A 13,211-nucleotide genomic window follows, 5' to 3' on the forward strand; every position below is an offset into this window, starting at 1 on the left:
AAAAAATGGTAACTGCCTAGCTAGTAGTAATTGAGGCTAGAAAAATAGTCTATATTTGCTCTTCAGTAGCAATCAACATTTATCTTTCAAATTGCTCTATAGCCTCGTAAAATCCATAGTTTTCATGTAAAATCATATCATCAAAAATATCAAGGCATAGTGATTTTAAATCTTTGTCTGTAGTGTAGCTGTACATACGAATTAGTAATTTACTTACAATCTTCATACCATAACTATAAGTATCTGAAATTTTTATGAACTTTTCAAATACTGATAAAGTAATTAATTCTGGAAGTTTAGCTGTTGTTTTTTCCATAGCATGAATTAAATCACCAACTTTATCTTTAAATGCTTTACTATCAACAAAAGCTTCAACTAGATGAATGTAATCACCTAATTCTTCTCCTTCAAATTTAAAGAAGCAAGTTGCTGCTTGAGCGCGGACTTTTTCATCAGAGTCATTGAAAAGTTGAATTAGACTCTTTTCACAAAATTCACGAAAATATGCCGACCGAAAATATGCAACAAATATTTCTGCTGCTGAAAGTCGATGGTTTTCTGTCCCTGAAAGACAACGTTTTGCTAAGTCATTTGCTTCTTCATTTACTAATGATAATAAACAAGCTTTTCTAGCTCCTACTCTAACTACCTCTAGTAATTCAGAAGTAATCATTTGTTCTAACAATGGTTTTAATTCCTGAAAGTGTGTTTGTAGAGCGTAGTACAAAAAATCTTCAACTGTTCTTGTTTCTAAAAGTTCTTTGTCGTCCGTTTTACAAAGTTCTAAAAATAGCCTAACAGCTATATCTCTGTCATAATTCAACATTGCTGTTAATACAGTGGCAGCACATGACCTGACAGCAGTAGAAGGGTCTTTAACTATTTGTTCTAAAGCAGTTGAAAAGTGTAAAGCGCGACTCTTATCTGCAAAAATTAACTTAGCTATAGAATATACAGCACGACCTCTGTTAGAATTAATCCCCACCCCTAAAATATCTTCTCGGTTATCAAAATTGCTACTGTTAGTCTGAGTTTTCCATAACTTTCGAGTTTTCCATAACTCTGTTGATGGGTCTGGGTCATTCAAAGCATAATAAATCAGAATATCAAAATCTGAAACTGTCCAAGGCAACCCCGGTAGTTTCTCAAATAACCAACTAATTGATTTACCACAGGGGTGTTGTGGTAATTGATGACAATGCTGACAAACACTCCGGACTACTTCTATATGAACACTTTCTTCTGTCTCAGCAATTCCTTGTAAAACAGCATTAAAGTATGAATAGTTGGTATCGTTGGGAAATTGTTTGATTAGAGAAGCAAAACGTAATGGCTCTTGCTTAACCTGTTTTTCCAAAACTCTTGATAGCTCACCTGCTCCTCCTTTGCCATTTTTAAATTCTGAAATATCATCATTATTATAGGTAGCGATCGCTTCGAGCCACTCTTGGTTAGTCATTTTTTCTGCTTCCTCTTCAGGAATTGGAGAACCTATTGTATAAACTACTGGACTTTCCGGCGGCTCAATTTTTCCAGGTGTTTCTATCCAACCTATAGATATAAATTTGCATTCTAGCTCCTGTAATTTTCGGGTAATTGTTTCACTGTGTCGAGAAAGAGCGATACCACTAAGCAATACATATTGACCATATCCTCTAGAATGCAATAAAAATTTACGTCTATAATAGAGAAATTCGCGTTGCTGAATTAAGGTATAAAAGTAAAAATTGAACAATCTCGAATATTTGTTATTCAATAGTTTAGCAATTACCAACAAATACAAATCATACCCAGAATCAGCAACGCCAAATTTGTAATCTTTTTCCCATACAGGATGCTTATTTAGAAGAGTTGTTTCTAATTTCTTCAAACATTCCTCCGAACAATAAGGAGTAGTTGCCTCCAGCAATTCCCTACTTGCCCAAAAACTTTCTCCAAAATTACTTCTAAGAGTTAAATAACCTGTCTTGAACCTTGTGGGTAGTTCGCACAGATAATTAATAGCTTCATCAGCAAATCTTTTCCCATTTGCCGTATAAGCACGAATTAACAAGTATTGAATTGTTTCAAATTTTGAATAATATAACTGCTCTTTGACAATAGGAACAAAACTTTCAGGCTGATTAGCTGCTAAACTCACGAGTGCAATTTCTATAGCGTTAAGTAGCATTACATCACTAGCACTATAGCTACTACCATAAATACGATGTTGCCAAACTGCATCTTTCCATGGCACATCGTTTTCCTTGTCTGCTGTTAATTCCATCACCTGAATCATAAAAGGAAGAACATTTTCAACAAAAGCTTCAGGAGAATTTTTGGCACTATCCATGAAAATTCGTTGAGCAAATTGGCTATTGGGAATCGTGCCATTTCTGGAGTCAAAGGGATCGGGCTGATTATTGGCAAGACTAATAATCAAGCGTCGATTCAGATAATGACCAATGACCTCACAACTCCAGTCTGGATGCTTTTTTGGCAAAGAATAAATTAGATTCCAGAAATCACTCTTTAAAGTAATAGGATCTTTCACCTCATCAAGAATACCTTCATCAATTAGCCGTAGAAATAGTTCAAAAAATCCTCGCCCTGCACCAATATCAGCTCTATGCACTAAGATAATCAGACGTTTTTGCCAAGCATCCGATACACCTATATATGGCTCCACTATTTCTGCGACTCGATCTGGAAGTTGTCTTTGGATTCTTGATAACAGAATATTTAGGCGATCTATCAACTCCTCATCACCACTATTCAACCAGTCATGGATAACATTGAGACTATCAAGCAATTTAAACCAACTTACAGAATAAAAAATCTGCCAAACTTTATTTTTGAGGGGATATGAGTCATCTAGCAGAGGAGCAATAATTTCCCATTCCTCTTGTTGAGGATCTTCTAGGTTGATAAGTAGAGCTAATGCTAATTCCTTTATATGAAACCGAATATCTGAACTGGTCAGTAATTCTTTCAGGTCATTAAGATAAAGCTCAAAGTCACTATCTCTTTCATGCAAAAGAATTTGCCTAACTTGAGCGCGTCGGAATAGATGTTGTTCGTCACTTCTGAGAAATGACAGTAAATTAGTTCCACTCGCAGAAAAATTATCAGCAAATGCGTAGTCAAAAAAACTTTCGTGAAAAAAGGAGATACGTTTATTATCTCTAATCAGAATATGTTCGGATATCATAAAGTTAACAGTGTCTTCAAAACCACGAACAGTTGTTTTAGGTGCAGATAAAGTTTGCTTTTCACTCATATATTCAGAAAGAGCATCAATTACCTGCTTCCATTCTTTTTGAATTGAATCTCCAAGACGCTCTCTCAAATTATTCCTTTTACTCTGACAAAATTCATCGAATAAATCTTTCGCAGTTTTAAAACTAAGAACGTTGATAGTCTTATCCTCTATTATTTCTGCTAACAAACTTAAATGTAGAGGAATTGATAATAAATCTAGCTGTTTTTGATTCAATCTTGCTACACCCAAACCTAATTTGCTACATATCTCCTTGACCTTTGTATGAGTCAACTTGTTTACAGAGACAGTTTCTACAATTCCCTCCTTATCTGTTAAGCGTCTGATTCGGGAATCATTATCTACATCAAATTTTCGGCAAGCCAGAAGTAAGCGCATCTTCGGAAATTTTTGGGCCTGTTTAATAATTAGATCGATACAGTCAAAGAAACTAGAATTACGTCCTGAAGCCTGACTAACGGCATCAACTTGATCTATTATCAGTACACAATCACGATCCTGAGCAACTCCTGCTAATACAATACTAGGAGACTCAGGCAAACCTAACTGTTGGCCAAGAGAATCAGGAAATTGTGTAGGTTGTAGGCGATCTATACGGAAAGCAAGTATTGGCAAAGGTCTGTTTTTTAGTCCTTCCACAACTTGAGCTATAACACCACTTTTACCAACTCCTGCTTCTCCTGTTAATAACACACCTCGCTTTTTCCTATCTTGAGAGGTTAACTTATCGACAACAATACTCACCTCATCTCTGGGAATAATTTCTCCAGCAATATTCTCATCTTCAAATCTATCAAGGTATATCTCATTAACCTTTTTAACAACTTCTAAAACATGAGGATCTTTATGCCATTCTCGCCTCCGATATTTTCGTTCTACTGTTAAATAGTGCCAGATATCGTATGAAGTTAACTCTTGATGGATTTTTTCCAAAGCTAATTCTGCTAGTTCACACCTGATTGTTTTTGGATCGCCTTCTACTAAAGAAGCTATACGGTTCTCAATAGTATCAACAAGAAAATTTTCAGCAACTGTTTCAACATAAACCCTCTTGAGTGCTTCGTAAGCTTCTTTTTCAGAGGAATTCCACTTTTTGCAGAGTGTTTGAAATTTACTATACCAGTCTTGATTATTTTTATTTTTACCAGATGATTCTTTCTTAAAATGTTCCTCTTTCTTCAAACATTTTTCCTCAAATTCTTCAAATGAAATTGAGCTTCTTGCCCGGTAAGCTAGTTCCTCTAGTTCATCTGCGGCTTGAGTAGAAGTAAAAACACAATCAATATCTAGATTTTCTAGGGCTTTCCAAAAATCTGATAATACATGAGTTTCTTTGTCTTCCAAAGCACTGAGAGTCCATCGTCCACGGCCTGTTATTTGTCGCTTTACTTGATAACATTTCATTCGACTTCCTTGACGCACAAAAAATTCAAAAGCATCCTCACCAGGTTTTTCTAGTCGGATAGATTCAGCTTTCTCAGTCATAACATCAAGCATACAGTAGACCATCCAAAAAACTTCGTAACGGTTTCCTAATTTGTCAGCAGCACCACCAGGTAAGGGCATAAAAATTTTACTCCTTTACTCACAAATATAGAAATAGTATAGTATAGAAATAATTGAGGCCAACATTTAAACCTAGAAGTTTACTTTCCTCTCTAGCCAAGCCAAGAAATAAGTTTCTTGGCTCATAGCAATAGCATAAGTCATCTAAAGATTGCTAAAAATAACTGATTTATTATGACTAATTAATGATACTCGATATAAGTATTCAACCGGATTTGATATAAGAGGCTGAAATGTTGAATTTCGTAGAAGGTTTACAACAGTTAGAAAAATTGATAAATGAAGATAAATTCGGCTCCATTGATGCCGATAAAATTTTTGTTATTGGCGGTATTAGTTGGCAGATTTATGAACAGTTATTGGAGAATTTACAAGATAATTCTTGTTGGCGCATTACTTTTTTAGAGGGGTGTTTAGAAATTATGTCGCCGAGTCGTCGCCATGAAATTATTAAAAGTAATATTGGTCGATTATTAGAAGTCTATTTTGAGGAAAGTCGCATCCGTTTTTATGGCTTAGGTTCCACTACTTTTCGGTCTCAAGCAACAGTTAGGGGTATTGAGCCGGATGAATGTTACTGTCTTTTTAGTAATAAAAATATTCCCGATTTAGCTATTGAGGTTGTAATTACCAGTGGTGGTATTAATGCTTTAGAAGTTTATCAAGGTTTAGGAGTTTCTGAAGTGTGGTTTTGGCAGAATGGAAGTTTTTCTATCTATTACTTAAATCAGGGAAAATATGAGCAGGCAGTTAGGAGTAATTTATTACCTTTGTTAGATATAGAATTGTTAGCAAGTTATGTTGAATCTGATGAACCTTTTGATGCTGTTTTAGAGTTTAGGCAACAAATTCGTGAGAGTTTTTCAGTTTAATTAGGGCTTGCTGAAAAAGTCTTTTAGTAGGGTTAGGAGACAGGAGACAGGAGACAGGAGACAGGAGACAGGATAAATGGGAATGAGCGAGGAGGCAGAAGTAAGAATTGTCCCTTAATTTTTCTGCCCAACTATGCGCTTGAAATACTAACTTTTTGAGCATTTTAGACTGAAACAAGCGCACTTTTTAAAGGAAAAAAAGCCTAAAGTCTTTATATGTTAATGCTTTGAGATTTAATCAGCAAGCCCTAATTACTTAAACATTAGTTTGCCGTAGTAGAAACTCTTGATAAGCTTGATTAATAATTTGCATTTTTGAAATAGCTTCCTTATTCCTATTCACATCTGGATGATATTGTCTAGCCAAACGATGATAAGCCAATTTCACAGTTTCCCCATCCGCATTTGGTGTTACACCCAATATTTCCCACCACTCCCCAGATAAAAATTCGACACCATCCCACATTATCTGATGCCAAATTTTAATATTCTTGCCATCTCCCCCACTCACCAAACACCCATCACCGGAAAAAGCTACTGGATAACAACCAGCCAAAGTTTGCAAAAGTTCTCCACTAGGCAAACCCCAAATTTTCACTGTGCCATCCTGACTACCACTAGCAAGCATTTTTCCATTACCACTAATAGCAATAGAAAAAATCGGTGCTGAATGACCGACCAAACTACAAACTAAGGAGTCTGTTTCGAGATTCCAAAGTTTGACCGTAAAATCTGTACTGCTCCATAAAACTGATACAAAGCGTTACATAACGTAACCACCCGATGTTTACTTCCTGCTTTCCTGCGGAATGCTGCGCAAACAAGTGAGGCCGTCGGCGGTTACTCATCCACAGGCATTCATGCACAGGCATTCACGGTCGAGCCGACCGCATTTCTTAAATTTATACTTGCATTTAAATCTCAATAAGATTGACAAGCCACAGTCGGGGCAGTCATAAGTTCTCAGATGCAAGGGCATGTCTTGAACATGACCACAATTAGAACAAGTCTTTGATGATGGAAAGAATCTATCTACTACTACTAATTCACTTCCGTACCATTGGCACTTGTATTTAAGCTGTCTGCGAAATTCAGAAAATCCTTGGTCGGCTATTGATTTAGCTAGCTTTGGCCCGGCTAACATTCCTCTGACGTTTAAATCTTCTATGACAATACTGCCGTGGTTGTTATAGTCGATGTGGCGTATTACCGCCCGCACCTCTACTTCAAAACCCTGCGTGCGACTTTCACCGCACAAGGCTCCTAGCAGTCTATGGCAACGTATCATGTGAGATACAAAATCCTTTGATTAAGACTAAACTTGGTCAGAGTCCAGTGATTCCTAATCTTCCACTATTGTTTTCAAGGAGTGTCTAATCCTACCGCCTTGGAGCTTCTGCTTCCGGGTCGCTTTGCATTCGACTAACGAGCAAGGCAATTACAGGTTAAAAGCTTCTGCCCTGTACGCATAGTTTCAGCGAGCTTCACTCTAGGTGTCTAAGCATCATCACCTATCCAACTACCGTTTCTCGACTGCCGGGGGCAATTCTGTTCCCCATCCTACCCGTCAAGTGAGAATTCCGAGCTTCCCTCCTACTAACTAAATAACCTATTTTAGTCAGACTCACTTGCCGTTTTTCCTCGTTCCGAGTTACAGATTATTTTGACGGTTTAGGGCTGTCCAATTCGCCTACACGATTCCCAGGGATGCGTCTAATGCCAAAATATTACGCGGGATTTCCTCGTGTGCGGTCAAGAGATAAGAGGTGGTTCTTGCCGTACTTTGAGGCGCTTTTTCAGGACATTCCGCCCCGGTACCCATGCCGTCTCCCCATTACCCCCAGTGTGCCTACCACTATACGCTCTGGTTGGGGCCTGTTGCCAGCTTCACTCTGCTAGTGGAAAGGTCTAGCTCGGTGTGGCCAGGTCGGGAGTCTGCCTTCCCTTGGCAGGTGGGACTTTCACCCACATCCGTGACTCAGTTATTCATTGAGCTTAATTGCTCTTTGAACCCTGTTCATACCCCTCTAGTTTCTAGAGGCTCCTAACAGGAACGAGTCGCACTTTGGCTAAGTATGTTGTCAGTTTATGAAGTGCGTCTTGACGAATGTTTGCTACTTTTCTTAGCAACCTAGCTATCTTAAGTTGTGCTTTTCTCCAATTAGCAGAGCCCACCTGTTTATGACGATTTAGGTATTGCAGCCTAGACAACTTGGCTTCAAATTTCTGATAGGCTCTGACACTTTCAAATACTTTTCCATCACTTAGTGTAGCTAAGGTTTTCATACCTAAGTCTACACCTACTACATCAGTTTTTTTGGGTGTAGTGTGAGAATGAAATTCATAGCTACAGCTCAAATACCAATCACCTGCTTGTCTGCTAATAGTTATTTTTTGAGTTGTAGCTTCAATTGGTTCAGAAGTTTTTACAATACCAATAAAAGGTAATTTGTGACTCCATCCGTTTAGTTCTATTGGTTTTCCACAATTATCTATTGTGAATGAATCAGACCTACCTTTCTTTTTAAATCTTGGATATTTACCCAATCCTTGAAAAAACCTTTTAAATGCTTCACCCAAGTTAATAAAAGCATATTGATAAACTTTAGACGATAAGTTTTTCATCCAGGGGTAGAGGGGTTTTGTGTGATTGGTAAAAACCTCTCTAAGCTTACGGTAATTTGGCTTATAACCATCTCTGTAAGCAGCATTCCACAGACTTAAACCCCAGTTATAACACCAGCGTGAATAGCCTGCGTGTTGAGCCATCAGAGTTTTCTGTTTATTATTAAGTTTCAGCTTTGTTCTAATGGATTTCATTCCTGAGTGAGTGCAGCCTGTCTAAAAGTATACTTATTAGCGTATTATATCGTTATTCTCTGATTAAGTCAATGCTCCAAAACTACCTATTAATCCAATATTGCCGACTGTAGTAGAAAAGGTTGCGCCAGTTGTTGCACCTATGGATATATATGGAAGGCTTTCAGATACGTTTTTGCTCATTGCTAGAAACCCACTAATGTTTGGGTCAAGAAAAATGTGTGTTTGATTTCAACATAAACTTTTTTTGATTAGTTCTGCATCAGTGGATTTACCAATTTTTTTAAGATCGAGTTTCGTATGTTATAATTTCTATCTTGTTCTTTGCTTCAAGGCAAATACTTTTGCACAACACTCCAACCTGTCAAAGATACTGTTGCGAAACTAAACAACAGAATAATATTAGTCGTGATATGGAGCGATCGCGCCCAAGGTTGTTTAGGATTAATTTGAGTCGCACTCCACGCGGAAACTAACACCAATGTCACAACAGTTAAACCTGCGGGTAAATGAGCGGAATGACCCAAGTCACCATAATAACCAATAGTCCCCACCAAACCAATTGCCAGTAACAAAATTACTAAAAATACCATTATACCACCAATAATATAATGAAAAGGTCGTAACCATTGAGGACGTTTTTGTTTGTTATGGCGAGCAAAAAACATCCAACCGCCAGTTACTGCTAATAATGAATAGGCAAATAGGGAAAGACCCATAGACCAAGCTGCTATTTTCCATAGCCAGATAAAAGAAGGTAAATTCATGTATATTGATTGTAATGTTAGTCCAGAAAAGAGGGAACAGGGAGGAGCAATTGATAATTTATAGATAATAATTGATTTTATTTTTGATTTTTACCGAATAATTAATAATTCAATAATTCAATAATTCAGGTTTAAAGCCTCCCTTTTCAAGGGGAAAAAAGCGGTCGAGAGATGGCGAGGTCCCCTCGCCATATCTAATCGACCAAGAGAATAAATTTTTTCCTTTTATTCAATCCTCTTCCTTTTAGAGAGGTAATTATCAATTATCAATTATCAATTATCCATTATTGAACAGATGTCTAATAAATTAGACTATTTCTCAAAAACTTTTCTACGCTTTATTGAGCAGGGGACCCACCCCTAGCCCCTCCCCTCCCAGGAGGTGAAGTAGGGGAGTAGGGAGTGGGGGAGAAGTAAAAAGTAAGAATAATTAACACTAACATAGCTAAAATTAGCAAAAAAAATATTTAGATAATTTCATTTAATGTTGTTCTATTTTTGGACATCTAACTATTGTCCAACAGTTAAGGGAAAAAATTATGGGTACTAGAGAAGCGTCTTTTTTATTAGGTATGTCTCGTCAACGTTTATTAGTTTTATTAGCTCAAGGAAGAGTTAAAGGAGCACAGAAAAAAGGCAGATTCTGGGAAATACCAGTATCAGAAAGTGGAATGCCTGTAATAATCCCGGCTCGGCGGGGTCCGAAAGGTATGTGGCGCAAGAGAGAAACTACTACACCAAAAATGATTCATGTCAATCAAAACAAAATTCAAAGTAATAAAACTAAGCCTCCAACAGAATTGGAAGCTGTAGTGTCAGTTAAGCACGGCGGTCATAACTATTATGGTTATGAGTTATATATTTCAGGTCCTTGCCAAATAGTCTATCGACCTTACAAACCAGCAAGTTGTGGCGCTCATCTGTGGATTAATACTTTTGATTGTGTGCAATTTATAGATACTAAATCGAATCCAGCCACTGCAAGGCAATCCAGCAAACAAATTTTCATCTAGTCTGGTTTCAAAGGCAGTCTGATCATCACCAAAAAATATTTATTCGCTCAGAGTAGCTCAACTGACAATAACTTCAGCAGGCTTTGTGCTGTTTGTTTGTGGGAAATTGTCACAGTATTAAGGTAGAAAATTTTGAACTCTCCACACTTCTCACACTCCCTTACTCCCCTACTCCCCTACTCCCCTACTCCCCTACTCCCCTACTCCTCTCCTGAATCCTGACTCCTAAAGTATTAAAATTAATATCATACACTAATTCAGCAACACCAAAAATTTTATCATGCCTACCTATACTGGAATTTCTAGTGAAGCTTTTCGCCATCCCTTAGACCGGGAAGCAGAAAATGCTTTACGCAGTGTGCCTGGGTTTGACTTAATTGCCAGCAAATTTGTAGAATTTGTTTATGAACGCCCACAATATGTTTATTTAATGGGAAATAGTATTCAAGTTGGGCCTCGTCAATATGCTAGTATCTATCAGATATTTCGGGGATGCGTTAGAGATTTAGATATACTCCCCGAACCTACTTTATTTGTATCTCAAAATCCTCAAGTAAATAGCTATTCTCTAGGCAAAGAACAACCTTTAATTGTCCTAAATACTGGTCTTTTAGACTTATTAAATGAGGCAGAATTAAAGACTGTACTAGCTCACGAATTAGGACATATTAAGTGTGGCCACCCAACTTTAAACCAGATGGCAATTTGGGCAATGGGTATAGCTTCTATGATTGGGGAAGTAACATTTGGTTTAGGTAATGTAGTTAGTAGTGGATTGATTTATGCTTTCTATGAGTGGCGACGCAAAGCTGAGTTATCAGCAGACCGGGCAGCTCTATTAGTGATGGATGACCTAAATTTAGTCATGCAAACTATGATGAAGTTGGCTGGGGTAAGTAGTAAGTATGCCAATGAGTGTAGTTTACAAGAGTTTATTCGTCAGTCCGATCATTATCAAGACCTAGACCAAGATGGCCTAAATCAAATGTATAAATTCTTACTTTATAATGGTGGTCAGGGTGTAATGTTGAGTCATCCTTTCCCTGTGGAAAGGCTACAGTATTTACAAAATTGGGCAAATTCTTCGGAATATCGTCAAATTCGTGCTGGTAACTACAAAAGAGCTGGTGCTGAGGGTGCTGTTGAGGTTGAAGTAGAGTCCCCAAAAAATGAATCTGAACAGTTGCGCCGTCAAATTAAGGAACTGCAAGAGGAAATTAATCGAATTAAGGGGAATTAAAAATATACTCTACTCCTTAAATTTATCCGGAAATTAGCTTGTACCTAGATGTAGTTAATAGTATGAAATATGTACAAATATTTTTTCCATTTGTGAGAAATATTAGTCTACTATTTTCTGTATCTAAAAACTATACAAAATAATCAGGTATTTATAATTATGTTACAAGATAAAAGTAAGAACGGTTATAGCAAAGCACCTCTATTTTGGGGTCTGAGTAAAGCAGGAGCGATCGCTCTGACAGTAACAGCGACAGTCATGGGATTTACTAATCCTCCTAGAAGTGAGTATGTTAATTATGCTTCTAATAAACTGGCAACTGAGATTAGAGAATCTGTTTGTAAAGAGTCAAAAGTTCCAGACTTTTTGAGTGATTTTACAGGAGATTTAGTTCAAAGTTGTGAAAAGTTGATTAAGAGTCAAAGAAGCACTATTAAGGAATTAATGGATAATGCCACTCAACGTCAGAATTTAATATTATTTAGTCTTTATACAACTGAGTTTCAAGGTAATAGATATCAGACTATTGGAGCAGTGGGAAATTTTCTGACATTTCCACCACAGAAAATCGAGCAAAATTAATTACAATTCATGCTAATTCAGTAATCTTTGTAGAGGCGTTTTATTTAACGTCTCTATATTCTTTATATCATGTTCGGTTGAATACTTATAAATAACTTAGCGAGTCCTCAGGAGTCAGGAGTCAGGAGGGAAGAAAGGAGAAAAATCAAGATAATTTCAGTATTTATTCGGTATTGTCAGTTCTGAAATTTTATTTATAACTGATTATCCGAACATGATATTAGATGTATCAATAGTTTTATAACCTAACTTTTCAAAAAAAGGAATCAAGTATATTTCAGCATCTACAAAATCAAATTTAATTCCATCTAGCAACTGTTGTTTATATAATGTTTCCATTATTCTCAAACCTATACTTTTTCCTCTAAAACTACTCCGGTTAAATAACCTCATTCTTCTACATAGATTTTTGATAGCGCAATTTGAAAATTTATTCTCTTTATCCAGGAGTCCTAGCTAATCTTATTTCTAACATAATTAGAGATATTCTTTCTTAGATTCTAACAAATTTATATACAAAGATTTAAAAGGTGATTTAACTTTCTCTAAATGTTCAATATTTAGTATGTCTAATAACATTACCGTGCTACTTTCATAAATTGAATAATCAATTTTACCAATAGTTTGATAACCTAGTTTTTCAAAAAAGGAACCAAGTATATTTCAGCATCTATAAAATAAAATTTGATTCCATCTAACAACAATTGTTTATAGTATGCTTGCATTATTCTCAAACCTATTAGGGTTCCTCTCAGATAACTTTTAAGCATAAATCTCCCACCAATTGATGTAGATAAGGGATGTGCATCTCCTACTGTTTCACTAATTTTATAAAGCTTTGGATAATAGTCTGAATATAAATTTTTAGCATAATTGCATCGAGCAGTACCAACTAATTCATGATTATTAAAAGCTACAAATAAATTAGCAGATCAGTCTAATGGATCTTCTACTTTTTTTTGCTTGTGGTTGGGTTCATAGTTTGGACAATTTTCCAACCATCCTAGTTCTTCTACATAGATTTGATAGCGCAATTTGAAAATTTCTTCTCTTTCTTCAGGAGTCCGGGCTAATCTGATTTCTAACATAATT

The 13,211-nt window shown here is 36.5% G+C and carries 10 protein-coding genes and 1 pseudogene; 4 read left to right on the top strand and 7 right to left on the bottom strand.

From position 1 onward, the window contains the following. Positions 1-79: 79 nt before the first annotated feature. Positions 80-4,825, bottom strand: a complete 4,746-nt coding sequence (locus SAGCYANO_RS12445; protein WP_202220368.1) for an NACHT domain-containing NTPase — start codon at positions 4,823-4,825, stop codon at positions 80-82. Between the two features lie 233 nt (positions 4,826-5,058). Here SAGCYANO_RS12445 and SAGCYANO_RS12450 point away from each other — a divergent pair, with 233 nt between their 5' ends. Beyond that, a complete protein-coding gene (locus tag SAGCYANO_RS12450) occupies positions 5,059-5,697 on the top strand; it encodes a Uma2 family endonuclease (RefSeq protein WP_202220369.1) in 639 nt (212 codons plus the stop codon). 256 nt (positions 5,698-5,953) lie between these two features. On the opposite strand, the gene SAGCYANO_RS12455 is transcribed toward SAGCYANO_RS12450, so the two are convergent. The 4 genes and pseudogenes from SAGCYANO_RS12455 to SAGCYANO_RS12470 form a co-directional block, all read right to left on the bottom strand. Beyond that, positions 5,954-6,379 (bottom strand): J domain-containing protein, encoded by a 426-nt coding sequence (locus SAGCYANO_RS12455; protein WP_202220370.1) that lies wholly within the window; start codon positions 6,377-6,379, stop codon positions 5,954-5,956. A gap of 176 nt (positions 6,380-6,555) precedes the next feature. After that, positions 6,556-6,883: pseudogene (locus SAGCYANO_RS12460) on the bottom strand (RNA-guided endonuclease InsQ/TnpB family protein); the annotation flags it as partial. A gap of 848 nt (positions 6,884-7,731) precedes the next feature. Then, entirely contained in the window at positions 7,732-8,517 is a 786-nt protein-coding gene (locus SAGCYANO_RS12465; protein WP_202220372.1) for an RNA-guided endonuclease TnpB family protein, read from the bottom strand. A 329-nt stretch (positions 8,518-8,846) separates the two neighbouring features. Then, on the bottom strand, positions 8,847-9,284 hold the full coding sequence (locus SAGCYANO_RS12470; RefSeq protein WP_202220373.1) for a DUF4079 domain-containing protein: 438 nt from the start codon (positions 9,282-9,284) through the stop codon (positions 8,847-8,849). Positions 9,285-9,823: 539 nt separating this feature from the next. Between SAGCYANO_RS12470 and SAGCYANO_RS12475 the strand changes: the two genes are divergently transcribed. The 3 genes from SAGCYANO_RS12475 to SAGCYANO_RS12485 all read left to right on the top strand — a co-directional run bounded on the left by SAGCYANO_RS12475 (position 9,824) and on the right by SAGCYANO_RS12485 (position 12,119). After that, complete coding sequence (locus tag SAGCYANO_RS12475; RefSeq protein WP_202220374.1) at positions 9,824-10,297, top strand: hypothetical protein; 474 nt, start codon at positions 9,824-9,826, stop codon at positions 10,295-10,297. 280 nt (positions 10,298-10,577) lie between these two features. Then, a complete protein-coding gene (locus SAGCYANO_RS12480; RefSeq protein WP_202220375.1) occupies positions 10,578-11,537 on the top strand; it encodes a M48 family metalloprotease in 960 nt (319 codons plus the stop codon). 159 nt (positions 11,538-11,696) lie between these two features. Continuing rightward, positions 11,697-12,119 (top strand): DUF4359 domain-containing protein, encoded by a 423-nt coding sequence (locus tag SAGCYANO_RS12485; RefSeq protein ID WP_202220376.1) that lies wholly within the window; start codon positions 11,697-11,699, stop codon positions 12,117-12,119. A gap of 204 nt (positions 12,120-12,323) precedes the next feature. Here the strand turns inward: SAGCYANO_RS12485 and SAGCYANO_RS12490 are convergent, their stop codons facing one another. Continuing rightward, positions 12,324-12,512 carry a GNAT family N-acetyltransferase gene (locus SAGCYANO_RS12490; RefSeq protein WP_202220377.1) on the bottom strand — a complete coding sequence of 63 codons (189 nt, stop codon included), beginning with the start codon at positions 12,510-12,512 and terminating at the stop codon, positions 12,324-12,326. 539 nt (positions 12,513-13,051) lie between these two features. Continuing rightward, positions 13,052-13,207 carry a hypothetical protein gene (locus tag SAGCYANO_RS12495; RefSeq protein ID WP_202220378.1) on the bottom strand — a complete coding sequence of 52 codons (156 nt, stop codon included), beginning with the start codon at positions 13,205-13,207 and terminating at the stop codon, positions 13,052-13,054. Positions 13,208-13,211 lie beyond the last annotated feature (4 nt).

Source organism: Okeania sp. KiyG1 (assembly GCF_014132355.1).
Lineage (GTDB): Bacteria > Cyanobacteriota > Cyanobacteriia > Cyanobacteriales > Microcoleaceae > Okeania.

Excerpts from the sequence above, each read along its gene's own strand:
- SAGCYANO_RS12445 (WP_202220368.1), bottom strand. The coding sequence starts at position 4,825 with ATGCCCTTACCTGGTGGTGCTGCTGACAAATTAGGAAACCGTTACGAA.
- SAGCYANO_RS12450 (WP_202220369.1), top strand. The coding sequence starts at position 5,059 with ATGTTGAATTTCGTAGAAGGTTTACAACAGTTAGAAAAATTGATAAAT.
- SAGCYANO_RS12465 (WP_202220372.1), bottom strand. The coding sequence starts at position 8,517 with ATGAAATCCATTAGAACAAAGCTGAAACTTAATAATAAACAGAAAACT.
- SAGCYANO_RS12470 (WP_202220373.1), bottom strand. The coding sequence starts at position 9,284 with ATGAATTTACCTTCTTTTATCTGGCTATGGAAAATAGCAGCTTGGTCT.
- SAGCYANO_RS12475 (WP_202220374.1), top strand. The coding sequence starts at position 9,824 with ATGGGTACTAGAGAAGCGTCTTTTTTATTAGGTATGTCTCGTCAACGT.
- SAGCYANO_RS12480 (WP_202220375.1), top strand. The coding sequence starts at position 10,578 with ATGCCTACCTATACTGGAATTTCTAGTGAAGCTTTTCGCCATCCCTTA.
- SAGCYANO_RS12485 (WP_202220376.1), top strand. The coding sequence starts at position 11,697 with ATGTTACAAGATAAAAGTAAGAACGGTTATAGCAAAGCACCTCTATTT.
- SAGCYANO_RS12490 (WP_202220377.1), bottom strand. The coding sequence starts at position 12,512 with ATGAGGTTATTTAACCGGAGTAGTTTTAGAGGAAAAAGTATAGGTTTG.
- SAGCYANO_RS12495 (WP_202220378.1), bottom strand. The coding sequence starts at position 13,207 with ATGTTAGAAATCAGATTAGCCCGGACTCCTGAAGAAAGAGAAGAAATT.